At 33.2% G+C, this 26,685-nt stretch carries 24 protein-coding genes and 1 pseudogene; 11 read left to right on the forward strand and 14 right to left on the reverse strand.

What is annotated here, in order from left to right; all coding sequences use genetic code 11:
* Window positions 1-181 precede the first annotated feature (181 nt).
* The 4 genes and pseudogenes from K6T82_RS12115 to K6T82_RS12130 form a co-directional block, all read right to left on the reverse strand.
* The gene (locus K6T82_RS12115) at window positions 182-2,458 is read right to left on the reverse strand and encodes an ATP-binding protein (RefSeq protein WP_223706134.1); all 2,277 of its coding nucleotides are present in this window, start codon (window positions 2,456-2,458) and stop codon (window positions 182-184) included.
* Between the two features lie 7 nt (window positions 2,459-2,465).
* A complete protein-coding gene (locus K6T82_RS12120) occupies window positions 2,466-3,059 on the reverse strand; it encodes a biliverdin-producing heme oxygenase (RefSeq protein WP_223706135.1) in 594 nt (197 codons plus the stop codon).
* Window positions 3,060-3,159: 100 nt separating this feature from the next.
* Window positions 3,160-4,497: a sensor histidine kinase gene (locus tag K6T82_RS12125; protein ID WP_223706136.1), complete on the reverse strand. Its 1,338-nt coding sequence runs from the start codon at window positions 4,495-4,497 to the stop codon at window positions 3,160-3,162.
* 1 nt (window position 4,498) lies between these two features.
* A pseudogene (locus K6T82_RS12130) lies at window positions 4,499-4,666 on the reverse strand (helix-turn-helix domain-containing protein); the annotation flags it as partial.
* 241 nt (window positions 4,667-4,907) lie between these two features.
* Between K6T82_RS12130 and K6T82_RS12135 the strand changes: the two are divergent.
* The 3 genes from K6T82_RS12135 to ilvD all read left to right on the forward strand — a co-directional run bounded on the left by K6T82_RS12135 (window position 4,908) and on the right by ilvD (window position 9,099).
* Window positions 4,908-6,455 carry an ABC transporter permease gene (locus K6T82_RS12135; protein WP_223706187.1) on the forward strand — a complete coding sequence of 516 codons (1,548 nt, stop codon included), beginning with the start codon at window positions 4,908-4,910 and terminating at the stop codon, window positions 6,453-6,455.
* Window positions 6,456-6,791: 336 nt separating this feature from the next.
* Window positions 6,792-7,361, forward strand: a complete 570-nt coding sequence (locus K6T82_RS12140) for a Crp/Fnr family transcriptional regulator (protein ID WP_223706137.1) — start codon at window positions 6,792-6,794, stop codon at window positions 7,359-7,361.
* A 46-nt stretch (window positions 7,362-7,407) separates the two neighbouring features.
* Window positions 7,408-9,099, forward strand: coding sequence for a dihydroxy-acid dehydratase (gene ilvD, locus K6T82_RS12145; protein WP_223706138.1), 1,692 nt, complete (start codon window positions 7,408-7,410; stop codon window positions 9,097-9,099).
* 59 nt (window positions 9,100-9,158) lie between these two features.
* On the opposite strand, the gene K6T82_RS12150 is transcribed toward ilvD, so the two are convergent.
* On the reverse strand, window positions 9,159-9,617 hold the full coding sequence (locus K6T82_RS12150; RefSeq protein ID WP_223706139.1) for an Lrp/AsnC family transcriptional regulator: 459 nt from the start codon (window positions 9,615-9,617) through the stop codon (window positions 9,159-9,161).
* A gap of 96 nt (window positions 9,618-9,713) precedes the next feature.
* Between K6T82_RS12150 and K6T82_RS12155 the strand changes: the two genes are divergently transcribed.
* Together K6T82_RS12155 and K6T82_RS12160 are read left to right on the forward strand one after the other, a co-directional pair.
* Window positions 9,714-10,640 (forward strand): DMT family transporter, encoded by a 927-nt coding sequence (locus K6T82_RS12155; protein WP_223706140.1) that lies wholly within the window; start codon window positions 9,714-9,716, stop codon window positions 10,638-10,640.
* A 213-nt stretch (window positions 10,641-10,853) separates the two neighbouring features.
* Window positions 10,854-11,030 (forward strand): hypothetical protein, encoded by a 177-nt coding sequence (locus tag K6T82_RS12160; protein ID WP_223706141.1) that lies wholly within the window; start codon window positions 10,854-10,856, stop codon window positions 11,028-11,030.
* Between the two features lies 1 nt (window position 11,031).
* Here K6T82_RS12160 and K6T82_RS12165 read toward each other — a convergent pair whose 3' ends face one another.
* The 5 genes from K6T82_RS12165 to K6T82_RS12185 form a co-directional block, all read right to left on the reverse strand.
* Window positions 11,032-12,462: a glycosyltransferase family 2 protein gene (locus K6T82_RS12165; protein ID WP_223706142.1), complete on the reverse strand. Its 1,431-nt coding sequence runs from the start codon at window positions 12,460-12,462 to the stop codon at window positions 11,032-11,034.
* An 11-nt stretch (window positions 12,463-12,473) separates the two neighbouring features.
* Complete coding sequence (locus tag K6T82_RS12170; protein WP_223706143.1) at window positions 12,474-13,295, reverse strand: hypothetical protein; 822 nt, start codon at window positions 13,293-13,295, stop codon at window positions 12,474-12,476.
* A gap of 1 nt (window position 13,296) precedes the next feature.
* A complete protein-coding gene (locus tag K6T82_RS12175; RefSeq protein WP_223706144.1) occupies window positions 13,297-14,511 on the reverse strand; it encodes a YaiO family outer membrane beta-barrel protein in 1,215 nt (404 codons plus the stop codon).
* Window positions 14,511-14,876 carry a response regulator transcription factor gene (locus K6T82_RS12180; RefSeq protein WP_223706145.1) on the reverse strand — a complete coding sequence of 122 codons (366 nt, stop codon included), beginning with the start codon at window positions 14,874-14,876 and terminating at the stop codon, window positions 14,511-14,513. The genes K6T82_RS12175 and K6T82_RS12180 overlap by 1 nt, the downstream gene beginning before the upstream one ends.
* Window positions 14,877-14,952: 76 nt before the next feature.
* Complete coding sequence (locus K6T82_RS12185) at window positions 14,953-16,935, reverse strand: GAF domain-containing hybrid sensor histidine kinase/response regulator (protein ID WP_223706146.1); 1,983 nt, start codon at window positions 16,933-16,935, stop codon at window positions 14,953-14,955.
* A 266-nt stretch (window positions 16,936-17,201) separates the two neighbouring features.
* On the opposite strand from K6T82_RS12185, the gene K6T82_RS12190 reads away from it, so the two are divergent.
* Complete coding sequence (locus tag K6T82_RS12190; RefSeq protein ID WP_223706147.1) at window positions 17,202-19,484, forward strand: cation:proton antiporter domain-containing protein; 2,283 nt, start codon at window positions 17,202-17,204, stop codon at window positions 19,482-19,484.
* 124 nt (window positions 19,485-19,608) lie between these two features.
* Complete coding sequence (locus K6T82_RS12195) at window positions 19,609-20,181, forward strand: hypothetical protein (RefSeq protein WP_223706148.1); 573 nt, start codon at window positions 19,609-19,611, stop codon at window positions 20,179-20,181.
* A gap of 1 nt (window position 20,182) precedes the next feature.
* Here the strand turns inward: K6T82_RS12195 and K6T82_RS12200 are convergent, their stop codons facing one another.
* The 3 genes from K6T82_RS12200 to K6T82_RS12210 form a co-directional block, all read right to left on the reverse strand.
* Window positions 20,183-20,821 carry an NAD(P)H-binding protein gene (locus K6T82_RS12200; protein WP_223706149.1) on the reverse strand — a complete coding sequence of 213 codons (639 nt, stop codon included), beginning with the start codon at window positions 20,819-20,821 and terminating at the stop codon, window positions 20,183-20,185.
* Between the two features lie 176 nt (window positions 20,822-20,997).
* Complete coding sequence (locus tag K6T82_RS12205; RefSeq protein ID WP_223706150.1) at window positions 20,998-22,287, reverse strand: thioredoxin-like domain-containing protein; 1,290 nt, start codon at window positions 22,285-22,287, stop codon at window positions 20,998-21,000.
* A 139-nt stretch (window positions 22,288-22,426) separates the two neighbouring features.
* Window positions 22,427-23,329: a hypothetical protein gene (locus K6T82_RS12210; protein WP_223706151.1), complete on the reverse strand. Its 903-nt coding sequence runs from the start codon at window positions 23,327-23,329 to the stop codon at window positions 22,427-22,429.
* A gap of 358 nt (window positions 23,330-23,687) precedes the next feature.
* Between K6T82_RS12210 and K6T82_RS12215 the strand changes: the two genes are divergently transcribed.
* The 3 genes from K6T82_RS12215 (at window position 23,688) to K6T82_RS12225 (ending at window position 25,391) form a co-directional block, all read left to right on the forward strand.
* Entirely contained in the window at window positions 23,688-24,281 is a 594-nt protein-coding gene (locus K6T82_RS12215; protein WP_223706152.1) for a hypothetical protein, read from the forward strand.
* Window positions 24,282-24,405: 124 nt separating this feature from the next.
* Entirely contained in the window at window positions 24,406-24,891 is a 486-nt protein-coding gene (locus K6T82_RS12220) for a GNAT family N-acetyltransferase (RefSeq protein WP_223706153.1), read from the forward strand.
* A gap of 2 nt (window positions 24,892-24,893) precedes the next feature.
* Complete coding sequence (locus tag K6T82_RS12225; RefSeq protein ID WP_223706154.1) at window positions 24,894-25,391, forward strand: MarR family winged helix-turn-helix transcriptional regulator; 498 nt, start codon at window positions 24,894-24,896, stop codon at window positions 25,389-25,391.
* 23 nt (window positions 25,392-25,414) lie between these two features.
* On the opposite strand, the gene K6T82_RS12230 is transcribed toward K6T82_RS12225, so the two are convergent.
* Window positions 25,415-25,771, reverse strand: coding sequence for a winged helix-turn-helix transcriptional regulator (locus K6T82_RS12230; protein WP_223706155.1), 357 nt, complete (start codon window positions 25,769-25,771; stop codon window positions 25,415-25,417).
* Window positions 25,772-25,878: 107 nt separating this feature from the next.
* On the opposite strand from K6T82_RS12230, the gene K6T82_RS12235 reads away from it, so the two are divergent.
* Window positions 25,879-26,511, forward strand: coding sequence for a nitroreductase family protein (locus K6T82_RS12235; RefSeq protein WP_223706156.1), 633 nt, complete (start codon window positions 25,879-25,881; stop codon window positions 26,509-26,511).
* The last annotated feature ends 174 nt before the right edge of the window (window positions 26,512-26,685 follow it).

Below are 26,685 nucleotides of genomic sequence, written 5' to 3' on the forward strand. Positions count from 1 at the left end.
GACAAAGTCTCAAAATTTGACAAAGTTCTACAATCTAAGACTATAGTTAGAAACTAGTCTCTTTCAATTACCTTTTTAAAGAGAGAAAAAGCTACGTTTCTATGTGTTAAAAAAACTAAAAACTTTGTCAAAGTTTTTAATTCTGACAAAGCTTTTAGTTAGTTCTATTCTTTTTATTTCTTTATAAAGGCAAAAGCGTATCTGCAGGATCACAAGGAAAGTAGATAATAATATCCGTTCCTTCGCCTGGTCTTCCTTCTGCATAAATATCGCCGCCGACAGCCTGCATAATTTTTTTGCACAAAGCCAAACCGATTCCCGATCCTGTATACTGTTCCTGAGTATGGAGTTTTGTAAAAATCTTAAAAATAGAAGCCTGATATTGAGGCTCGAAACCTATTCCGTTGTCGGAGAAACGCACCCAATGACAATACACTTTATACAAATCATGAATAATTACTGGTTCTTGAGAAGCTGTAATCGTGATCTTTGGTGCTCTATCTGGAGATGCGTATTTTAGTGAATTCTGAATAATATTGACAAACAATTGTCTCATTAAAAAACCTATTGCATGAACTTCCGGAAGATTTTGTGATTCAATTACAGCATTGCTTTCCTTAATTGCTTCGCTCATTTCTTTAATAGTCGCTTCCAGAATTTCATTCAGATTTACCTCCTGCAAAGTATCTCTGGTGTTTTTTATTCGGGTATATTTTAGAATATCTTCCAGCAAACCGCTCATTCTATTAGCCGATTTTGAAACTTTTTCTAAAGAATTTGAAATCGACTCTGTAGAAATAACATCAATTTCTGATAACATTTTAGAAGTAATCAGCTGAATTTTACGCAAAGGTTCCTGTAAATCGTGTGTACTAATCCAGTTGATGTTTTCAAGTTCTGAATTGGTTTCTTTTAAGATTTCGCTTTGGTTACGATATTTCTCTTCTTCTTCACTCAACATAATCAAAATAAGCTGATTATGCAATGTATGAGCATATTGTGAAGCAGCATTAATCTCGTACTGTTTCCATGTACTACTTTGATTTTTTACAATCTCTTTCCAAATAGCAAAGGAATTTCGCGGATGCAGTCCGTTGCTATCTTTTATAATACTTTTTTCCGGATCGCCACCCCATTTGATTTCTGAAATTGTTTCTGGTCTAAACCATATTATGTGCCCATTACTACCTATTGAATGATAGATGATTCCAGCGAAATTAGAATTACCCGCAAATTCAGGAAAGTGTTCCGTAATATTATTAGTCGAAAAAATTTCAACTACTTCCTTTTGGTTAATCTTTTCAATTAAGTTTAAAATTTCATCATCAGATGGTGTTAAACCGTTTTTGAATATTTTATCTCTCGAAATAATGGAAACTCCCGAAGCATTTGCAATTTCCAACAATTGTGGAGCAGCAATAATCTTTTCTAAAGATTCTTTTACAATTGGAAGATCAAGACTGGTTAATTGTTCTAATGCCAAAATGGTTTTCTGTGCATTAATATACTCATCATTTGACTGTCTGATATCAATCTGAGAAGTAATAAATTGTCCCTGAAGTTTGGCCGCCAATCTAATCTCTGGCGATATATTTTTTTCTGAATAATGGTGGCAAGCAATTAATCCCCACAACTTTCCGTGATGAATAAGAGAGATCGTCAGCGTTGCTCCCACTCCAATATTTTTCAGATATTCTACGTGAATTGGTGATGTACTTCTTAAAATAGAAAGGCTCAAATCCAGATTTTTTCCTTCCTTGTCATCAACCGTATAAATTGGAACTGCTTCATAATTGATATCCACAATCAATCGAAGCTGGTTTCTGATATACAACTCACGAGCTTGAGCAGGAATATCGGTATGCGGATAATGTAATCCTAAAAAAGGCTCTAAATCTTCTCTGCAATCTTCTGCAAATACTTCTCCGTTATATTGCTCATCAAAACGATAAATCATAACACGGTCATAACCCGTAATTTCTCGTGTTCCCTGTGCAACAAGTGCGCACAAATCTTTAAGCGAAGTAGTTTTGTTCATCTGACTTACAAACTGAATAGTCTGTTTGTAAGCATCTGCTAGTTTTTCTCTGTCGGCAAACAACAATTCAGCCTCAAGAATGTAAATTCCATCACTTTTATGAATGTTGATTTGGAATAATTTTCCCAACAATTCTATCTCCAGCGGAAAAGCATCTCTAAATTCATCACCATTCGTATAAGCTAAAATCTCATCTTCAGCTTCAGATCCAAAAACTTCTGAAAAATCTTTGCCCAGCATCTGAGTGTGGGAAATATCAAAATATACTGCAACATTTTCTGTACAGAAATCTATTTTCCATTGTAGTGTTATACCAAGCAAAAAACCATGAGGTTGTATTTTACCTGGAATATGTATGGGTTCGTGCTCGCAATTGCTCAAGTTGACAAGGTCACGATTAACTATATCTTTAATCTTCATTCTTTTATTATCGGTCAAAATGCTTATAAATACTATCAAAAGCAAAGATTGCTCCTTCTATAATTTCGTCTCCGCAATTATTTTCTTGCTCATACTCCGCCAGAAAATTCAGGAATGCTTTCCAGAAACTTCCTGTTTTTTCGCCATATCCATTAAAATAAGAAACACCTTCATTTCCTGAAAGTTCAGGAAATTTAGATACATTTTTCAAAATAAATCTTCCTCCTAAAGTCGAACCTTCTACAACGTATAAAATTCCCAAAGCAAAAGGAGCCGAAATTCCTTCAGTTTGAAAAACTTTTTCTGTATTAGATTTATTTGATTTTAAAAATAAAAGATCATTCTCTATAAGATGTTTCTTTCTTCTTTGTTCTAAATCATCAAGTGAATTCGAGAAAAAAGGAAAAATAAGTCTTTCTGTATCGTTATGAACATCGTGCATTAAACTTAGGTAATACGTGTAATCTTCGATTTTCATGTTGGGTGACATGATGGACATAGAGACTGGAAGTTCTTCTAATTTCTTATGAGAATCAGACGTTTGCGTTTTTAAATCATTAAGAAAATTCGAAGCTATTGAAGATGCTGTATTACTACTCATAGGGTACTTTTTGTATGTTTACGAGAATTAATTGACAACCCTCTCTCACAAATATAAAAAAAAAACATGAGTCCTATTTTAAAAAGGTATTTTAACAATTTTATAAACTCTCGATTAGACAAATCTCAAAAACTGTTTTTTCATTTTCATTTTTATGAATCAAATAACCTCCATGCGCTTCTAAAATGTTTTTGGACAAAGTCAGACCTATTCCCGCCCCCTCATTTCGTGTGGTAAAAAACGGAAGAAATATTTTATCTTCAATCTCTTTTTCTATTCCTTTTCCGTTGTCTGAAATTTTTATAAAAATCCGGTTTTCTTTGGCTTCCGCCGAAAGGCAAATTCTTTTGAAATTACTGTTTTCTAAAGCACTTATAGAATTTGTCAATAAATTGATTAAAACCTGCTCCGTTTGTTGCTGATCTACATTTATAAAATAAGGAAACGTAATTGAATTTTCGATCTCAATATTTTCTTTTCTTAATAATGGATTCATGATTTGAAGACTGTTTTCTATCAAACCCTTCAAGTCAGTTTTTTCTTTTTTTGGAGAAGGAAGAATTGCCAGTTTTCGATATCCTTCAATAAATTTCTGTAAATGATCGCTTCGTCTCAACATCGTTTGAACGCTATTTTTAATATCATCCAAATCTTCTGAAGAAAGGGAATCCTGTTCTACCAAATCTTCCAAATTCTGGCAAATAGAACGAATTGGCGTAATGGAATTTAGAAGCTCATGCGAAATGACTTTCATCAAATTAATCCAAGCATCTTTTTCCTTTTTCTCAACCACATTCTGAATCGAATCTAACAAAACAATACAATAATCCTGCTCAAAAATTTCTGTTCTCGAAGCTTGTAAAACAAATGTCTGCTTACCTTGCTCATTGATACTGATTTCGATGGAAGTTTTTACTTCATGAAAATCATCTTTTTCGATAATTTCGCATAAAGACGGTAGTTGATTTTTAAGATATTTCCATTTTGAAACCTTCGGAACATCAAAATGATTTGAAAAATAATCGTTCATCAAAAAGATATTCCAATCCGTTTCCTGTTTCTGCAAAATGACAGCACCGGTTTCAATAGTATTTAAAATAGAACGGTAAATAATGTCTTTAGAAATCTGTTCGTTGTGTTTTTCTTTCAGCGTTTCATACAATTGAAACAGATCATCATAACTTTTATTGAATTTCTGTTTGGAAAAATCAGAAGTAAAATCGTTTTGTAAGATCGAAGAAATAGTTTTGTTGTAAATTAAAACCATATTTCGAACATAAAAATACATTTCTCTTCCTAAAAGAAAAACCATGCAAAGTCCAAATATTCCAGTAAAAAACAACTCGATTTTAAAGAAATAAATAGACAATTCGATTCCGATCACGATAAAAATTAATCGGAGGAAAATGAGTTTATAAGTTTGGAATGTTTTAAACATATTAACCAATATTGATGTTGTATTTCTCTAAACGACGGTATAACGCACCTCTTGATAACCCAAGTTCTTCGGCAGTTTTACTGATATTATTCTGGTTTTTAAGCAGTGCTCTTTCTACTGTTGCTTTTTCAACCGTAGAAAGCTGAATGTCATCTGGATTTTCCTTAAAGTTATTATTAAAGCTAAAAGACCCTTCAAAAGTTGAACTTACAAGACAGAAACTCGAGAGAATTTACAACCACGATTTTATTGCGATAATTGCCAAAGAAGCAGGTTTTACAGTCGAAGTTATGACTAAAAAAGTGGGGCATTTTACAGTTATCCTTGAACCTTTATCAAAAGCCAGATTACATTCGATAGTAGATGGTTATCCTGAAACACGAGGAAATTATCAGTTTTTAATAATCATGATGGGGCTGTCTCTTTTGATTCTCGTTTTGTCGATTGTTAATTACATCAATCTTGCAACTGCTAATGCCGTAAAACGTGCGAAAGAAGTTGGGGTACGTAAAATTTCAGGTGCATCAAAAGGCGATATTGTTAGTCAGTTTCTCTTTGAAACAGCTTTAACCACGACTTTTTCTATTTTACTGGCGTTAGTAATTGTAGAGTTGACTTTGCCTTATTACAACAACTTTTTAAACAAGAACATTGTACTTCTTGCCAGTCAGTTTTACATACAATTGATATTGATTTTTATCATTACAATTTTGGTAGCAGGATTATTTCCGGCCATTTATATATCCAATTTTGAAACTTTTAAAGTTTTAAAAGGGAATTTCGAAAGAAGCAAAAATGGTATTTGGTTACGCAACGGAATGCTTATTTTTCAGTTTGCTATTGCTGCCTTTTTTATTATTGGCTCAAATATCGTATACCAGCAAATTAAATTTTTACAGAATAAAGATCTGGGTTTTAAGGGTGATCAGGTAATTTCGGTTTCTTTAAATTTCCCATCGGTTGATTATGAGGGAGAAAATGCAGCCCAAAATATTTACAACAAATACAACGTCATAAAACAGCAGCTCAGCAAAATTAAAGGCGTCGAAGAAATCTCCACAGGTCTTATTGCGTTTGATGGTTCAGACAATTCTTTAGCGGGGGTTTTATACAATGATGAACTTTTTAAACAACGCGTTATCCCTTTAGATTTTGGCATGTTCGAAATGTTGAACATCAAAATAATTAAGGGAAGAAATTTTGATAAAAAATTGGCTTCAGATTCTATAAATTCTGTAATCATAAATGAAAGCGCCTTAAAATTAATGAATCTTAAAGATCCAATCGGCAAGGAACTTGTAATTCGGGAGCAGAAATTAAAAATAATTGGCATTAGTCAGGATTTCAACTTATTAAGTCCTGAATTAAAGGTACCGCCAATTGCTTTTTACAATATTAAAATGTTTGGTATGTCACAAAACATTAATAAAGTCTATGCAAAATTAAAACCGGATGATATGGAAAATACGATTGCCAATATCGAAAAATTATGGTCTAAAGCCAATACCGAATATCCGTTTCAATACGACTTTGTAGACAAGCAATATGCAAGAACTTACGAAGCTTACGTAAAACAAAAGAGTCTTTTTTCGCTGCTAAATGTAATCGTGATTATTATCGCTTTGTTCGGATTATTTTCTTTGGCTTCGTATTCGATTCAGAGAAGAATGAAAGAAATCGCCATTCGTAAAACTTTAGGCGCAGACACCAATATTTTATTACAAGAATTATCAAAACAATATGTTTTGTATTGCATAATTGGTTTTCTAATCGCGATTGTTCCAGCTTATGTTTTGCTGCAAAAATGGCTTAATAATTTTGCTTTTAGAATAGAAATTCCTGTTTTGCCATTCTTCATTTCTTTTGCTTTTTTATTGGCGCTTACTCTAATTATTGTTTTAGCGAAAGCGTATCAAGCCACAAAAGCTGATGCTTTAAAATATTTGAAGTACGAATAATCTGCTTATGTTTACTAGAAAAGCTGTGCGAGTTTAAACCTTGCACAGCTTTTTGTATTTCTTTGCTTGTTGTTGTTTTTTTTACCACAAAGTACACAAAGGCTTTACCATATTTCTTAAAACAAAAATAACTCTGCCTCTTTGCGCCTTTGCGAGATTATTTTTTTAAGCTTTTAAATCCTTGCTTTGTGAAATTGCTCGCAAAGACGCTAAGGCGCAAAGTTTTTTATTCCACTCTAAAATCTTATTTATACTGATTCTTAAACCGATTTTGACATTCGTCAATGTTTTTTTCTTTGATTAACTTTACTTTTGAAAATGATTAATTTTTGAGAAATGATGAGTGAACTTGAAGCTTTAATTCAAAGCAAATTACAATTAGAAAATGATGATTTAAACACCATTCTCTCTTGCTTTAAATTAGTACAAGTAAAGAAGAATGAGCAATTGCTGCAAAGCGGAACTGTAGCTGACAAAATCTATTTTATCAAAAAAGGCTGTTTGCGATTGTATTACAGCACCGAAGACCATACTATTGCTACTCGTTTTATGGCTTTCGAAGGTACGTTTCTAACTTCTATCGTCAGTTTTATTTCGCGAGAGCCAAGTGCCGAATATATTGAAGCTGTTGAGAATTCAGAGCTTTTAGCGATTTCTTACGACGATTTTTTCCGACTTCGAAATACGATTCCGCAATGGGACAAAATGTATATTTATATTCTCGAATACGGTTTAACGGTTATTACTTCTAAACTAAGCAGTTTACTAACGCAAAACGCTGCAGAACGATATCGTAATCTTCTTAAAAACAATCCAGAACTCATTCAGAGATTGTCCAACGCCAATCTTGCAGCATATCTTAATGTTTCGCCTGAGACGTTGAGCCGAATAAAATCACAGATCTAACACGCTGTAAAACATCAAAAAACAACATAAAAAAACATTTTCTATCATGAGAAGTGATGAAGTAAAAAAAGGGGTTCAGCGAACTCCTCACAGATCCTTATTGCGAGCTACGGGCTTGAAAAACGAAGATTTTGGAAAACCATTTATCGGAGTTGCGAATTCTTTTATTGAAATTATTCCGGGACACTTTTTCTTAAACAAAGTTTCTGAAATTATCAAAGAAGAAATTCGTGCAAATGGCTGTGTTCCGTTTGAATTCAACACCATCGGAATCGATGACGGAATCGCAATGGGACACGACGGAATGCTGTATTCGCTTCCAAGTCGCGAGATTATCGCAAACTCTATAGAAAGTGTCATGAACGCTCATAAATTGGATGCTATGATTGCGATTCCAAACTGTGATAAAATTGTTCCGGGAATGATTATGGGTGCTTTACGAGTTGATGTTCCTACTATTTTTGTAAGCGGCGGACCAATGTCTAAAGGTTACACCAAAAACGGAACTGCAATTGACTTAGCAACAGCATTTGAAGCAGTTGGAAAACACGAAGCAGGAAAAATCTCTGACGAAGAATTATATGATATTGAATGCAACGCTTGTCCGAGTGGCGGAAGCTGTTCTGGAATGTTTACGGCAAACTCGATGAATACTTTGATGGAAGCCATGGGAATTGCCTTGCCTGGAAATGGAACTATTCTAGCACAAACTCCAGAACGCGAACAATTGTATCGCAAAGCTGCAAGAAGAATTTGTGATATTGCGAAAGATCAGCAGGCTATTGAAAAATTCAAATTGAAAAATATATTGAATGAAAATGCAGTTCGCAATGCTTTTGCTGTAGATATGGCAATGGGCGGAAGTACAAATACGGTTCTGCATATGCTTGCCATTGCCAACGAAGCCAATGTTGATTTTAAACTGAAAGATATTAATACCATTTCTGGAAATGTAGCTCATATTGCTAAAATTTCGCCAAGTTTAAGCACCGTTCATATGGAAGATATCAATAGAGCTGGTGGCGTAAATGCGGTGATGAAAGAAATAAACAAAAGAGGTTCTGGCGTTTTAATTGATAATCTGACTATTAGCGGAGAAACTTTATTGGAGAAAATCGCTAATGCCGAAATTAAAGACACAACGATTATTCACACCATTGATAATCCGTATAGCAGAGTTGGCGGATTGGCAATTTTATACGGAAATCTGGCTGAACAAGGCGCTGTAATTAAAACGGCTGGTTTAACAGGAGATCGCGTATTTACTGGTAGTGCAGTTTGTTTTGACGGTCAAGCCGAAGCGATTGCCGGAATCATGATGGGCAAAGTGAAAGCTGGAAATGTAGTCGTTATTCGTTACGAAGGCCCTAAAGGCGGACCTGGAATGCAGGAAATGCTTTCTCCAACCAGTTTGATTATGGGAATGGGATTAGGAAGTTCTGTTGCTTTAATTACCGACGGAAGATTTAGCGGTGCAACGCGAGGTGCCTCAATCGGACACGTTTCTCCAGAAGCTGCTGAAGGTGGAATGATTGGTTTGGTTCAGGATGGCGACGAAATTCATATCGATGTAGATCAATATATTTTATCGGTTAATTTAACTGAGGATGAAATTGCTGTAAGAAAAGCCAATTTCAAACCATTGAAAAAACCTTTAAGCTCAAGATGGCTTTCTCAATATAGAGCATTGGTTACGAATGCTAGTACAGGAGCTGTTTTAAAAACAGATTTGGATTAAATTTTTAAGATATCTTAGAATCAGCTTCTTCATTAATTTGGAGAAGCTGTTTTTTTAAATTATAATGTAATTGGGATGTTCAATCCCAACTTTTCGACTCCCATTGCAACAACGGTTCTAAATCTTTTTACATTCTTATTGGCGAAAAACAATTCTCTTGTTAGTTTTTCGTAATCTGCCATTGATTTTGCAACAATTATTAAGACAAAATCAGATTCTCCTGTTACGTAATAACATTGCTGCACAGCCGAACAGGAAACAAAAGATTTTTTGGTTTCATCAATAAGATCGATTTGTTCGCTTTCCAGAAACACTTCAACAATCAAGGTTACAGGATTTCCTAGAGTTTCCCTTTCCAGTATTGAAATATCATGTTTAATAATGCCTTCTTCACGCATTCTTTTTACTCTGCGTTGTACCGCTGCAGGAGATAATCCTATTGTTTCTCCAATATCTCGCTGCGGAGTTAAATTATTCTTTTGAAGAATTTTTAGTATTTCCTTATCAAAACTATCCATAAATGAAACAAAATTGCAAATTCACCCCCAAATTTAAGCAAAATAACCTCCAATAATGATGCAATTTTGCATTTCATAAATTAAAATAATACAAGAATGAGCAAATCAATATTTAAAGGATTTCTTTTGGCTATTATAGCAGCTATATTTTGGGGAATATCAGGAACGTTTGGCCAGTTTTTATTTCAAGAAAGAGGACTTAATGTAGAATGGTTGATTACCATTAGAATGCTAGTCTCAGGAATAATACTTTTGTTTTACTCGAAATTAAGCGAAAAAACAGCAGTATTTGAAATCTGGAAATCCAAAAAAGATGCTTTACAATTATTAGTATTTAGTATCGCTGGAATGCTCTCTGTTCAATACACTTATTTTGCAGCTATAAAACATTCCAATGCTGCAACGGCAACGATATTGCAATTCTGCGGTCCCATTATTATTGCTATTTTTTTAGCTTTAAAATTTAAAAAATTACCAAAAGCAAAAGAAACATTAGCTATTATACTTGCAGTAACAGGTACTATATTATTAGTAACGCACGGTAATTTCAATAAATTAGCTATTTCTGGAAGTGCTTTATTTTTCGGACTCAGTTCAGCGGTCGCTTTGGCAATTTATACGCTACAGCCTGCTAAACTGCTTCACAAATATAAACCTTCGGTTGTAATTGGTTGGGGAATGTTTTGCGGTGGTTTTGCTTTTAGCTTTGTTAAAGCTCCATGGCAAATAGAAGGTCAATGGGATGCATTTACCTATCTCTACACAATCTTGATAATTGTATTTGGAACTTTAATTGCTTTTACATTTTACCTCAATTCTGTAAAAATAATTGGGGGACAAAAAGCCAGTTTATTGGCATCTGCCGAACCACTTGCCGCTACAATCTTAGCCGTTTATTGGCTTAAAACACCTTTTTCTCTTATTGACTGGATTGGGAGTTTATTAATCATCTCTACAGTTTTTTTATTAAGCAAAAGCACTGAGAAAAAACCTGTTTTTCAAAACCATCAAGAAACGCATTAGAAAACAACGAAAGCTTAAAAAACTTTAATGGTCAATAAAAACAATTTAAACAGAATACCAATACAGACGCTATATTAAAAAGAGATTAAAGCTAAAATTTACATTTTCAAATACTTAAAAAAAAGCTAAATCAAAATTGATTTAGCTTTTTTCATTTTTTTTTAATATATTTATAAAATAAAGCTCAAAACTATCCACCTTAAATTATTAAAAATGGAAAAAATAACCTCCAAATCGCTAATGTTGCTATCCGTTGGAATTTTCATTATAGCCGCTTCTTTAATCATTCCTCATTTTATCAAAATATCAGATTTGTCAAGAGGTTTAATTGTCGGAATGGGACTTGGAATGTTATTATTAGCACTTAGTCCTAAACGCGAATCGAATTAACTTATTTCTTAGTAAATCCTTTTCGGGTCATCTCGCCCCATCCTTTAGTTCCCATAATTTTTTCTTTATAACCGATCAAAGCGGCGTAAACCGTAAGCGGATGAAAATAAACTGGTTCTATAAATGCTGCCATTAAAAGTTTAAAGAAATCTGTTTGTTTTGGATATTTGTGATACGTTCTTTCCTCACTAAACAAAGCAATTACCGAAAAGAAAACAGCAAAAGAATAGACAAAAAGCAATAGTAATACAAAGAAATGCCAGTTTAATAAGCCGAAAATTATAAAAATTACGGTTATTAAGAGTCCAATAAATTCTATTCCGGGAGCCAGAAATTCAAACAATGTCCAATAAGGCACACTCAACATTCCTAAAAGTTTATATTTGGGGTTGAGAAACATTTTTTTGTGGAAGCTTAATGTTTCTATTGTTCCTCGCATCCAACGGCTTCTTTGTTTTTTAAATATCTTGAAATCTTCGGGTGCTTCTGTCCAACACAACGGATCCGGAATATAACTTACCGCATAAGGCAATTTATTTTCGAGCATATAACGGCGCATTCTCACGATGAGTTCCATGTCTTCTCCTACCGTTTTTGTGCTATAGCCACCAGATAAAATAGCAATTTCTTTATCAAATGCTCCAAAAGCACCACTTATCAGTAATAATCCGTCTAGTCTTCCCCACGCCATTCTACCCAAAAGAAAAGCTCTTAAATATTCTAGAACCTGAATTCGAGGCAACATCACGTCCGGAATATTAACCTCAACCAAACGACCATTTTTAATTACACATTGATTGGCAATTCGCACTACGCCTCCTGTTGCAATAATTCTTTTTCCTTGTGATTCTAAGAAAGGTTTTGCCAGTTTTAAAAGTGAATCTTTGTCCAGAATACAATCAACATCGATACAAACTACGTATGGATTCTGTGCAATATTTAAACCGACGTTTAAAGCATCGGCCTTACCTCCATTTTCTTTGTCAACTACAATTAGTTTTTTGAACGCCGCATTTCTGGACGTATAAATTCCTTTTATTTTTTTGGTTTCAATTTTAGGATGAATATTCAAATCGGTCAAAACCAAATCGTACGTTTTGGTTAGAATTTCCATCGAATTGTCTTTACTTCCATCGTTTACCACAATAACCTGATAATTATTATAATTTAATGAAAGTAAAGATTTTACATTTTCTTCAATCGTAAATCCTTCATTATATGCAGGCGCAATCAACGAAAGTTTTGGTGCGAATTCGCTTGTCAGAAGCACTTCATAATCTACAAAACTGTTTTTTTTCAGGTAACTTCTTAATTCTTTTTGTGAAAGATAAGCCAATATCAAATAAGAAGACATAATTAGAATGGCATACCCCAAAATAAGAAGTATGTAAACATCTAAAAACCATGTTATCTCTGTATCAAAAAAAGTCATTCCGTTTTTATTTATAGCGTTAACGCCTGTAAGACGCTTTGCGCTTCATATTTTATTATAGTGTTGGGAGCTTTTGCTGTCAATTCTGCAACAAAAGGCACTTTTTGTGTCAGTTTCAGTTCTTTTATGAGTTTCAATCCTAACGAAATCACGGTGGTGTTTTGCGATTCCAATAAAAGCTCGACACCTTTTGTATCTCCGATATCATGTTTTTTGAAAGCACTAATAATATTAACCTGAGTCCATTCGTCAATAATATCAGAATGTTCGGTAAGATGTACAATTCCTTTTGTTCCTTCTAATCTTATTCCTGCATTTATGGCTGTAATTTTTAAAGTCTTGTTTCGGGCTTTAGAACAGGCAATAATCTGTTCAAAGGCTTCATTGATTTTAAATTCAGACAATTCTGTAATTCCTTTACATTTTACTTCCCAATTAAAATTTTTGAGCTTTTTATAGGAATCTTTTATCAAAGCAGAATCTTTATAAAATTGTTCCAGTTTCTGCGCATAAATGCCTTCGTAATTTTTATGAAGATTGATGAGCGTTTCTGTCAAAACTTCTCTGAAAAAACGCGTATCAAAAAGCACCATGAAATTTTTATCTTTTTTAATCTCTGAAAACAGTACATCTTCAAAAATGACAGAAGACATTACCCTTTCAATCTGGGTTTCATATTCTAATCTAAGCTTTTCCCTTTTGATGTTTCTATTTCTACTTGCCACAATGATGAGATAGAAAATAAAGGAAGCAGCAACAAACAAATAAATTGCTCCCGTTAGAAAAGGCACCACCCAATGTCCGTTTTTATATAACTGCCAGATTTCTGTCATATCAAAAACGTTTGGTTACAATTAGCTGTACATTAAACCTGTTTCTATATTGTCCCGGAATATATTCTTCATCTTCATACAAGAAAATCGGACGAACAAAAAACGAGTCGCCAAAACGATGCTGGTACTGAATCCCGATTCGATATGCCTTCAATGGTTGTGTAAAATTATTGTATAGATACAAATAAGGTACATTTCCATATTGCAATTCCAACCTAATGATGCGTTCTTTTTCTTCATTTGTTCTCTGAATACTTACAACATGAGAAAACAATTCGTTTGAAGTATCATAATAAGGTCGATAAGCAAAAGAATAAATTCCTGGATTATAAGACAATTGGCCTGTTACCAAAGTAATATCGTCGGTATCAAAATGCATGAATCTTCCTCCAATAGAATATTCAAACTTTTTATAAGGTTTGAAATAATATTCTAAACCCGCTTTTGCAACAGGAAATATCGTTTCGCCAGTTGAAACTCCGGCATTTGCATACAAATAGCTTTTGTTAGAAAAGGTTTGATAGAAGTCAGTCTCAAACAACATTTGCGTTTCGTTGCTCACATTTCCGATGTTTGCTCTTCCAACAATGGCCGATTTACTAAATTTATGTGAATATTCAGCATATCCGTAATGAAACGGAGATTGTCCTGGATCTGAACTCGAAATATTCAAATAAGACACCGATACTGCATTTTTTGCTTTACGGCCAATAAGTGTTCTAATTCCCTTAAAAGCCTGAGTGCTGTTATCTGCAAAAGAAGCTTTCTCAATCAGTTCTAAGGCTTCCTGATCACGGTTTAGTTTTTCCAGACAACTTGCTTTTATTTTTAAAACCTCAACATCTTTTGGAGCAATTGCCAAATATTTATCACAATACAGATTACACTTTTCGTAATTCTCTGACCAGAAATAAACATTAATAATGGCTTGTAAAGCTTCCGGATTCGGATTAACTCTGTCTGTCAACGGAGAAAGCACTTTTATCGCCGTTTTATAATCCTTTTTCCAGCTGTAAATTCTTCCGGTATATGTTTGGATATCTTCGTCTTGAGGATACTTGGCACGTAAAGGTTCAATTAAAGATAAAGCTTTATCGTAATGTTCTTTTTCCACTTCACGTTTAACGTTTGCTAAAGTTTCTTCAACATTAATTTCCTGACCAAATGCAATGGAGGAAACAAATAACAGGCAGATAGAATAATATAGAAATTTCATTATACACGTGTGTTTAGTAATTTATTGATTCTCACTAAAAGCACAGCCGGGCTGACTGGTTTTGCTATAAATTCATTGGCTCCAATGTCAAACGAATCCAATTCTGTTTGTTCAACGCCTGAAGAAGTTAGTATAATGACAGGAACATCAGATTTAAGCGTTTCGCGGACATATTGAGTAATTTCCATTCCGCTTATACCGGGCATGTTGATATCTGTAAGAATCAGATTGTAATGATTCTCTTTTATAGCATCGAGCGCATCTTTTCCATCAGAAAACTGGTCAACACTAAATCCTTTAGATTCTAAGAAAAAAGATAATGATTTGCGTAGGATGTCATTATCTTCAGCTAAGATTATTCTCATTTTTTCAAATTTTAAACTAGGGGCAAAATTTAATTATAATGTCAGAAATGTAAAGCTATTGCATATTTCTCTTTTATCATAGTGATTTTAGAATTTTTACGACATCTTCGATTCCACAATGTAAAATATTTATTTTGTCCAAAATTTCTGTAGAAAACTGAGCCATCATGGCCTCCTCCTCTATAATTGTTGCACATTTGCTAAGATCATCCAGCATAAAAATATCCAAACTTGACTTCATATTATGCGCCAGTTTCTTTACTGTATCGTGATCCTCTTTTTTGAAAGCTTCTTCTAATTCTGCAACCTGACCTGGAATTTTTTCTAAGAAAAGATGAATCATTTCCTCTTTAAAATTTTCATCTCCGCAAGCCATTTCATCCAAAAAAGAAAAATCTATTCTTCTTCTTTTTTCTGGTCCTACTTCTTCGGTCAAAGCTGTTTTTATTGCTTTTAAAAGTATGTTTTGCTTAAAAGGTTTTGGAACATAACCATTCATTCCTGCTTTATAACAACGTTCTTGTTCTCCAATTAAAGAATGTGCCGTCATGGCAATAATAGGAATTGAAAAATTCATTTCGTTACGGATATAATCCGTGGTTTGGTAACCATCTTTTACTGGCATTTGAAGATCCATTAATACCAAATCATACTGATTTTTTGATAATAATTCGATACCATCTTCTCCATTCCCAGCAACATCCAATTCAAAACCAAAATTCTGAATAACGCTTTTTACCAATTTCTGATTTAAAACATTATCCTCGCAAAGCAATATTTTTAGATGACCAAGATCATTTTTTGAAACTGTTTTTGAAGCCGTTTCCTGAACTTCCGTTTTTTTGTAGGTAATGAAAAAGAAAAATTCTGAACCTCGGTTCAATTCGCTTTTTACATGAATTTCTCCTTTATGAAGTTCTACCAATTGTTTAACGATATTCAAACCAAGACCAGTACCTCCAAATGTTCTTGTGGTACTTTCTTCACCTTGAGTAAAACGTTCAAAAATAGTTTTAAGTTTGTTTTTTGGAATTCCGATACCTGTATCTTTAACAGAAAATCGAAGCGTATAACCGTCGGCTGTTTCTTCTGTTTTCTTTACTGAAACAGTTACTTCTCCTTCTTGCGTAAACTTAAGCGAATTGCCTACCAGATTTACTAATATCTGGTTCAGTCTTCCCTGATCACCTATTACATTTTCAGGCATTTCCGCATCCAAATAAAGATTGAATTCAACATCTTTTTGAACTTTAACTTTCAATAAATTATAGACATGTTTCAATGTCTTTTTTAAATTGAAAGGTTCCATTTCAATGGCCAAATTTCCCGATTCAATTTTAGAAAGATCCAGAATATCATTGATAATAATGAGGAGATTTTCTCCAGCAATTTGCACACTATCGATATAATCCTTTTGCGTCTCATCTAAATCTGTCTGAGCCAAAAGATCTGTAAAACCGATAATAGCATTCAAAGGTGTTCTGATTTCGTGACTCATATTTGCCAGAAAACTGTCTTTTGCTAAAACAGCGCGTTCGGCAATCTTTCTTTGCGTGTACAACTCATAATTTTTGGTACCCAATTCTAACTGAGCCATAACGTGTTTTGCTACAATAGAAAGTGCATTTCGCTGGTTGTCGTCGAGTTCTTTAACGACATGATCGACAGCACATAAAGTTCCAATATTGTAACCATCAGGTGTTGTAAGTGGTACTCCTGCGTAAAACCTAACATTGAATCCGCCTGTTACATTAGGGTCATCTTTAAATCTTTCGCTTAAATGGGTGTCGTTGATTTCGACCATTTTAGTATCCATGATCGTATAATTACAAAATGTAATTTCACGAGGAACTTCTGACACTCCTATTCCAATTTCAGACTTAAACCATTGTCTGCTTTCGTCGATAAATGAAATATGGGCAATAGGAACACCACAGATATACGAAACAAGCTTTGTGGCATCATCAAAAGCATTGTCTGGAAGTGTATCTAGTATATTGTAACGTTTTAGAGCAGCTAAACGTTCTAATTCGTTTTCTGGAATGGGGTAATCTCTCATTTTATTAGTAGGTAAAGTGCACAAAGATAAGCTAAATTGAATAAAGATGCCTTGTTTTGCCTATAAACGTATTTGATATTCAGAATCGTATTACCCATTTTTTATTTCATTACAAATTTTTTCAAGGTCATTACAAAATTGAATATCTGCTATTGGGCGCCAACTGATTTTGTTATAAAATTGCGCAGATTTTGTAAACTAATCTCTTTCAAAAGGCACTTTTTTTCAGGAATCGTAGTACTTAAAAGAGATAAAAATTAAAGTAAATGAAAAACTTAAGAAACAGTATTTTTTACGTTGGAGTTATTGGAGGATTCTCTCTATTGATGTATTGGATCATTTTATTGGGCGTACAATTGCAAACAGGAAGAAATCTTAAAATTCCAACTTCAGATAAAAGTCAATGGAACGAATTTCTTGATTCTCTTATAAAAAACCTACACCATCCTTTAGCACTACTTTTGGCTCAAATTGTTACGATTATTTTCGTCGCTCGTATTTTTGGATGGATTTGTATTAAAATGAAACAACCCGCCGTAATTGGAGAAATGATTGCGGGAATTGTGATGGGGCCTTCTTTAATTGGAATGTATTTTCCAGAGTTTTCTGCGGCATTATTCCCTACTGAATCATTAGGAAATCTTCAATTTTTAAGTCAGATTGGTTTAATTCTTTTCATGTATATCGTAGGAATGGAAATCGACATGAAGATTCTTAGAAATAAAGCCCATGATGCTGTGGTTATTAGTCACGCTAGTATTATAATTCCGTTTGTTTTAGGAATGGGATTGGCGTATTTTATATATGAAGAATTTGCCCCTGCAGATGTACAGTTTACATCGTTTGGCTTGTTTGCCGGAATTGCGATGAGTATCACTGCGTTTCCGGTACTTGCCAGAATTGTGCAGGAACGCGGTATTCATAAAACAAGATTAGGAACCATCGTAATTACATGTGCTGCAGCAGATGACATTACAGCATGGTGTATTTTGGCAGTTGTAATTGCAATTGTAAAAGCAGGTTCTTTTGGAAGCGCTTTATATACTGTTCTTTTAGCATTAGGATATGTTTTCTTGATGATTAAAGTAGTCCGTCCGTTCTTGAAAAGAATTGGAGATTTGTACGCAACAAACGAAAAATTAAGCAAACCAATTGTCGCTATCTTTTTCTTAACGCTTGTGGTTTCTTCTTATTTAACAGAAGTTATCGGAATTCATGCTTTATTCGGAGCTTTTATTGCAGGAGCAATTATGCCGGAAAACATTAGATTTAGAAATTTGTTTATCGAAAAAGTAGAAGACGTTGCGCTTGTACTATTATTACCATTATTCTTTGTATTTACAGGTTTAAGAACACAAATCGGTTTATTAAACGAGCCTTATTTATGGAAAATAGCTGGATTAATCTTTTTGGTAGCTGTTATAGGTAAATTTGTCAGCAGTATGCTTGCCGCAAAATTTGTGGGACAAAGTTGGAAAGACAGTTTATCAATCGGAGCGCTAATGAATACAAGAGGTTTAACCGAATTGGTAGCGCTGAATATTGGTTATGATTTAGGAGTTTTAAGTCCAGAATTGTTCTCAATGTTTGTCATTATGGCCCTTGCCACGACCTTTATGACTGGACCAACTTTAGATCTAATCAACTGGTTGTTTAAATCGAGTAAAGAAGAGTCTGAAGAAGATACAGCCTTGAAAAACAAATACAGAATTTTACTGTCTTTTGATCGTCCAGAATCTGGAAAAGCTTTACTAAAAGTAGCGGACGGATTAACCAATAAAAGAGCTGAAAGTTCTGAAATTACTGCGATGCATTTTCTTCCAACTGAAGAATTACACCATTATAATACAGATATTTACGAAACAGAAAAATTCAAAGATGTTGTTGAAGAATCTGTTGCTTTAAATAGAAATATTACCACTATGTTTAAAGCATCTGCCGATATTGACAACGAAATTGTTTCTGTTGCAAACAAAAGCAAACACGATTTACTTTTAGTCGGAATTGGACAATCTATTTATCAGGGAAGTTTATTAGGACGTGTTCTCGGTTTTACAACAAGAATTATCAATCCTGAAAAAATCTTAAATACCGTAACTGGAAAAGAAAACATCCTAGAATCTGCTCCTTTTGATGACGGAACGAGACAGATTATCTCAAAATCTCAAATTCCGGTTGGTATTTTAATTGACAAAGATTTGACCGACATTAACTCGATTTTTATTCCTCTTTATAGTTTAAAAGACTGGAATTTGATTCAGAATTATGTTCAGAAATTCATTCAGAATATTGATGCGAGAATTGTGATTTTGGATGTAGAAGGAAAAATCAATACTGATTTAGATACTAAAGAACAAATCAGATTAATGGAACAAGCAGCTCCAAGTCAGCTTTCGCTAAGAAAAGAACAAACCGTTGACAAGGATTTTCTTGAACAGCAAGATTTAATGCTGATTTCTATTGATGGCTGGAAACATTTAATGGATACTAAAAGTACTTGGTTACCCAATATCCCTTCAACATTGATTATTTCAGAAGATAAAAAATAAAGTTTGTTTTGGAATTTTATTTTAAAAGAGTGCCTTCAAAAGAGGCGCTTTTTTTTTATTTACTTCATTCCAAACCTATAACGAATTTTTATATATTCGCTTATTATCAATCCAAAACCAAAAAATGAACCATAACCCAAACGACGATTCCAATTATCAATTTGAAATTGATGCTAAACTAAAAGAAACCTACAAAAATGCAGAAAGAATTTTCGGTTCTAATCCTGAAACGATAAAAAAAATAGCCAAAAACTCCTTAATATTTGGAATCATAATCATGATTATCAGTATTAAAGCGCTGCTTTCATTAATTGTTATGTTCAGAATTAATTTATGGACTTTTATATTTGCTGCCGGTGCATTTATGGTGTACACTTCCATTTATCTTCGCAAAAACATTTTAAAATTTCCTGTTTTAATTGTGTATAACGACGAAATCCTTTTTAAAAAACAAAAGTATTTCGGAAAACTTAAAATACTAAGTCTCTATAATTTATATAGTAATACAGATTTCGAATCTTTAGATCGAAACGATTTGAAAAGTGTAATAATGCCAACTGGAATATTCAATACGGCCGATTTATGCGTGGAAACAACTCTGGAAGAATCGAAGGTTTTTCTAATGATCAATGCAGAAAAAGAATATCTAAATCATATTGCTTTTTATCTTGCGGCTTACATTAAAAACAAACCTTAAATCAGAGCGAAATAATTTGACTTAATTCTAGCGTAAATGTCCCAGCAGAAAACTCTTTTGGGGCTTTTACCAATTTGCTTGCTAAAAGCAAAGTTGAGATGGGTTTTAGATTTTTAAAAAGTCCAATTGCATTGAATATTTTAATCACATTGACAGAAATTTTTTCGCCCACGCGATCTGTATTTTCGCGAATAAGCGGTCCCGGTCTGAAAATAATATATTGTGGGAAATGAAGACTTTCCAGATTTTCTTCCAATTTTCCTTTCATCATAGAATAAAAAACATTGCTTTTTGATGAAGCGCCATAAGACGAAACCAAAACTAAAGAATTGACATGATTTTCTTTCGCGACAGCAGCAAATTGAGCGGGAATATCAAAGTCAATTTTCCACTGATCGTCTTTTGAACCTGCATCTTTTAAAGTTGTTCCTAGACATGAAAAGAGAACATCTCCTGTAATTAAATCCTTAAACGAATCCATTTTCGAGAAATCAACAATATGCTCCGTCAATTTAGAATGTGATTTTCCTGTTGCACGTCTTACAAAAATGGAAACTTCGGCATAATCATTACTTTTTAAAAGCAAATCGACCAATTCTTTTCCTGTAGCGCCTGTTGCTCCAATTACCAATGCTTTCATAATCTTACGGATTTTGAAAGTAAATATAACAATCTTTTTAATTGAAAAAACCCTCTACAAATTAGTAAAGAAGCAAAATCTTTAGCCGACTGAAATATTTCGCTTTTTTGACCATTGTATATTGTCAAAGATTTCATATCGTTCAGCGAATACTTTCCTATAACGCTTGTAAAATCTTATAAGTGTTGCTGAATTAAAGCCTCAATTTCAGGTGTAGAAGGTCTTGGCGCATCTTTATGGATAATTTTTCCATCTTTTCCTAATAAGACAAAACGCGGAATTGTAGTTACATTAATTTGCTTTAACAACTCGTCTTTTTCAGATTTTGCTATTAAAACACTATTCTCTGAGTTTAAAATATCTTTATACTCTGCCATTGCTTTTTTCCATGAATTGGCACTTTTATCAATAGAAACAAACACAAAAGCGACATAGGTATATTTGTTCATTAGTTTTTTTTCGCTTGGAAATTCTTCACGGCAAGGCATACACCAAGAAGCCCAAAAATCAATCAAAACTAATTTCCCTTCGTGTTTTTTTACTATTTCTTTTAAAACTAAAGGCGTGACAGCCGTTTTTAGCTCATCTTCTACATGAGCAACATAAGTCTGGTCTTTGCAATGTTCTCTAAATATTTCGAGCGCTTTTGCATCAAAAGGAACTTTCTGATCCCGAATACTTAACGGATAAGAAATAGTAGCGTATAATAAATAATCTTTAATATTTTGGTTATTGAAATTTTTAGAAATGAATTCCATTTCACTTGAAAGACTTTTTTTCAAACCTAAAAATTTCATTCTTTTCTGAACATAATTCTGAAGTAATTCTCTGTAATCCTGTACATCAAGTAAAACATGAGCCTGGTCAAAACTTTTTTCTATTGCTGTAAATGTATTCGGATTCAAGGTTGGAACTTCCAATTCATTATATAAAGTTAAACTCCAATAAGTTGCAGAAAAATAATCGTAGAATTCTTTAGAAAGCTTACTTTCTTTATAATACGTTTCTAAAAGTTCTTTTTCCTTCGTGTAATTTTTATCAAAATAGCTGTTGATTTTGGCAGCAACCATAATAATTTTCAATTGATTATAACTGGGAAGATTTTTAGTTGCTCCATACTTCTTAAAACGTTCGTTCTCGAATTCCGATTCCGATTTACGAATAGGATTTGTTGCGCAATAGTAATGGATTAAACCGGTTTTATCCACATCAAATTCTATATTTTCATTTGATGAAGCATAAATAGAAGTGGCTCTGTTAATATCATTGCAATTAACAATCGAATTATTGTCTACTTTTAATTCTCTATTATTTGTACTTAAAACTGCCCTATCGGAACTATTTACTCTTGATTGAGAAGTAAAATTTATGATGCCTTCATTGGTTCCAACATATTTTACGGTAATCTGCGCAAATGAAGCGGCCGAAATCAATAAAAACAAAAGCGTCTTGTTTAGTTTGTACATGTGGTTTTTGAGTGGTTTAGTTAGCAAATAAAACTTCAAAATATTTACATTCAACATTTTAAAGATTTATTCAAAAATAATTACTTTCTTATTATTTACAAGAATATTCTTAATTATTTTTAAATACTGAACCAAACCCTCAATCGTGATTGACCATTTGTCTAAAAAGCATTAATTGTCCGTCGTTATTTCGTTTCCAAATATTAATACTTTTCCCTTTTACATTGCCGTTTTTATCTCCATCGCTCCAGTCTACGCTGTAAAAACCAAATTCTATAATTGCTTTTTTAGCCACAATAACGCCCGAAGTCTGAATAGAAATTTGATCGATACTCAAAGTTCCCGGCTTTTCATGTTCTGTAAAATAGGCTGTAATCTCTTTTTCTCCCGCTAGAATTGGTGTGTAATAGGTTAAATACATCGCATCTGGCATAAACATTTTAGCATGCTCTGCTCCTAATCTATTCTGAACTAAATTTTTAATAGAACCGTTTCTTGTAATAACTTCTTTAATTGTTTGGTCTGATGAAATAAACTCTTTTGCTGCAGGAACTTTTGAGTCATCAATTTCAGGAATAAATCGATCATCAAAATAACTATTAGCTCCCCAGATTTCAGCCGCGATTGTCATTTTACTTTTAGAAACTTTCCTCCATAAAACCATATATTTTCCTGAATAGGTATAAGGTTTTAGATTCTTTACATCGAGGTTTTCAGTAAAATTTCCAATTTCCAAAATATAATCTTCAAAATCCTGCAAATCGATAATTGTTTTTTGATAAGATAGGACTTTTGCCTGCGTTAACCATTGTTGGTAGAAATCACTGATTACCTGCTTTCCAACTCTTTGCCTACTGTGTTCAGGCATTAATACAGATTGATTCGTATACGATTGTAGTATTACATCTTTGTTGTTTTCAACTAAGGCTTTTACAAAAACAGTATTATAATTTTCTAGCTGTTTTTGAATATTTGAATCCATTTTAATTTCTTGTGCAAAAACACTAGCCGTCAAAAGAAGAAAATCTAAACTAAATTTCATCTTAATAGTGTGTTTTTAATTAAAACACAAATATACAATATTGATATACAGTATTTTAAAACCAAAACATTATTCAAAAATAATAACCTAAATAATATTATCTGCTAAATCTGCAAGAATATTTACGCTCTCGCAGATTTGGCTGATTTAGCAGATTTTTTTTAATTCTTTACGACAAATTCGAAGAATTTGTGGCAAACTTTCAATTTTATAAAAACCCAAAAAGAAAGTTAATTTTTCTAAAAATAATGCTTTACAAGGCAATAATTCGTGGTATAAAATGTTTATATATAAAGATCATGATGCATCTGATCTTGCTTAAAATCAACACCCCCCACTAGATTAATACTGTAAAAACATGAAAAAAATATTTTTGATAATCGCCTTTGCTTCTTTTTCATTGCAGGGATTTTCACAAGAACTAAACAATAAATTCAAAACTATTCCAGCAAAAGATCCTGCTGTAAAAGAAGTTATTCCGCCAAAAGAAGCTGCTCCAAAAGAGAATCCGCCAGCAATTGTAGAAAAGCCCAAAACTTTAGATGTTAATCCAGATGAGCTTTTTGCAAATAGAAATCTGTACAAACAAGAATCTAATGTTGAAGGGATTTATTATAGAAGAAACCAGTTTTTAGGAAACATAACTACCACAGCCGTTTATTCTACTATTATGTATCGTGACGCTGCTTTTGTAGACGGTGATAAAGTAAAAGTATATCTTAACGATCAGGTGCTGGAACCTGAAGTTTCGTTAACTTCTGATTTTAAAAGCGTCAAAATAAATTTGGTAAAAGGAGTCAATAAAATTGATATTGAGGCTTTAAACGAAGGTTTTGCCTCTCCAAACACAGCCGAATTTAAGGTTTACGACGACAAAGGTCAGGTTATTTCGTCAAGCGAATGGAATGTTGGTACGGGCTACAAGGCTGTAATTGTTTTAATTAAAGAATAATTTTTAGGAAAAAGAAAAATTGTAATCATTAAAAAGACCTAAAACTGCTGATTTCAGCAGTTTTTTATTGTATATATGTAGCCAACTACGTAGTTTTGTACCTATATTTAAATTCCAATTAAAAATGAAGATCCAATCCATACAAAACGAGTACGAAAATGAAATCATAGATTTGATTTTAAACATCCAACAAAAAGAGTTTAATGTTCCTGTAACTTTAGAAGATCAACCGGATTTGTTGGATATTCATAATTTTTATTTTAAACCAGGCGGTACTTTTCTCGGAGCATTTATAGAAGGTCAATTGGTTGGAACTATTGCTTTAGTAAAGTTCAATTCTGAAGCTGCTGCCATCAGAAAAATGTTTGTTAAGAAAGAATACCGAGGCAAAGAATTTCAGATTGCACAACAATTATTAGAGCAATTGATTGCCTACAGCGAAGAAAACGGAATTAAAAACTTATATTTAGGAACGGTTTCTATATTACAGGCAGCTTTGCGATTTTATGAAAAGAATAACTTTGTTACAATTTCAAAAGAAGCACTTCCTGTTGATTTTCCTTTAATGAAACCGGATAATGTTTTTTGCCATTTAAAATTAAATCAATAGTGATGAATATAATTGATGAAATAGGCATTTTGGCCATATCAACACGATTACAGCGACTGAGCGAACAATTGCGCAAAGACGGCGCCTTGATCTACAAATCTTTTGATATTGATTTTGAACCAAAATGGTTTCCGGTTATTTACACTTTACATGTAAAAGAAATGTTGAGCGTTGTAGAAATTGCCAGCGAAATTGGTTACAGCCATCCATCAACCATTAGTTTATTGAAAGAACTGGAAAAACAAAAACTAATCAGTTCCAGAAAAGACAAGCAGGACGAACGCAAAAGACTCATTATACTTACTCCAAAAGGAAAAGAGCTTGTAATAAAAATGCAGCCAGTATGGAATGTCATAAAAAAGGCATTAAATGAAATTACCGACAACCAAAATAATCTACTGAAAGCAATCGAAGAAGCCGAACAAAATTTAACCCGTAAAGGTTTCCTTCAAAGAGCTTTAGAACTAAAAACCGAGACTGGGACTAAAAACCGAGACTGAGACTAAAAACTGAGACTAAAAAACTACTCCTTTCCCGAAATCTTCTTTCTATGATTTGCCCCCCACTTTGCTAAAGAATCTATCACTTCTTTTAAAGTATGTCCATATTCAGTCAATTGATATTCGACGGTTATGGGTTGTGTATTAAGAACGGTTCTCGTTACTAGCTGGTTTTCTTCCAGATTTTTCAATTCGCGGCTTAACATCTTCCCTGAAATCCCTTCTACTTCCCTCAGTAAATCGGTAAATCTTAGTTTATTAAAACACAAAGATGCAATAATAGAAATTTTCCATCTTCCGTTCAAAATATACATCGCATCATGCACAGACATAATATGTTGTGTACATCTTTTTGGATCGTGTTTCGGCTCTTTTATCATAGAATGTTAGTTAGTTACCCCGATGTTACAGTTACTTTTGGTAATCGGATGACAAAAATACACTTAAAGTCTTTACATTTGAATACAATTTTAATCAATTAAATAAAATGGCCTTAATAGATGCACTAAAGTGGCGTTACGCTACAAAAAAAATGAACGGACAAGCTGTTCCGCAAGAAAAAGTAGATTACATTCTTGAAGCTGCAAAACTAGCTCCTTCTTCTTCAGGATTACAACCATACAAAGTATTTGTTGTTACGAATCCAGAATTAAAAGAAAAATTAAGAGCCGTAAGTTTCGATCAAAGTCAGGTTACAGAAGCTTCTCACGTTTTAGTTTGGGCAGCTTGGGATGGTTACAGCATTGACAAAATCTCTTCTGTTTTTGAAAGAACTACAACAGAAAGAGGAATTCCTGCAAGTGCAATGGACGAATACAAACAAAGACTTTGGGGAATGTACGAGCCACTTGGACAAGAATGGCACGCCAATCATGCTGCAAAACAAGCTTACATTTCTTTTGGTTTAGCTATTGCAGCTGCTGCAGAAAAAGAAGTAGACACCACTCCAATGGAAGGTTTTATTCCTGCTGAAGTAGATAAATTGTTAGGTTTAAATGAACTTGGACTTAAAAGTGTTTTGATTTTACCACTTGGCTACAGAGATGAAGCAAACGACTGGCTGGTAAATCTAAAAAAGGTAAGAACACCGCAAGCTGACTTTATTACAGAAATCAAATAAGAAAATAGATTTTTTTATTTTTTATAAATGCTCCTGAAATTGCTGACAATGCTTTTTCAGGAGCATTTTTCTATTTTAAAAAATTCATTTTCAGTTCATTTATATTTCAATTCAGCAAACTCAAAAAACACATTCTATTTTCTAGATGATTTTTTAACAGTTCTAATAAAAAAT

Origin of the sequence: Flavobacterium potami (assembly GCF_020026915.1) — a bacterium.
GTDB lineage: Bacteria > Bacteroidota > Bacteroidia > Flavobacteriales > Flavobacteriaceae > Flavobacterium > Flavobacterium potami.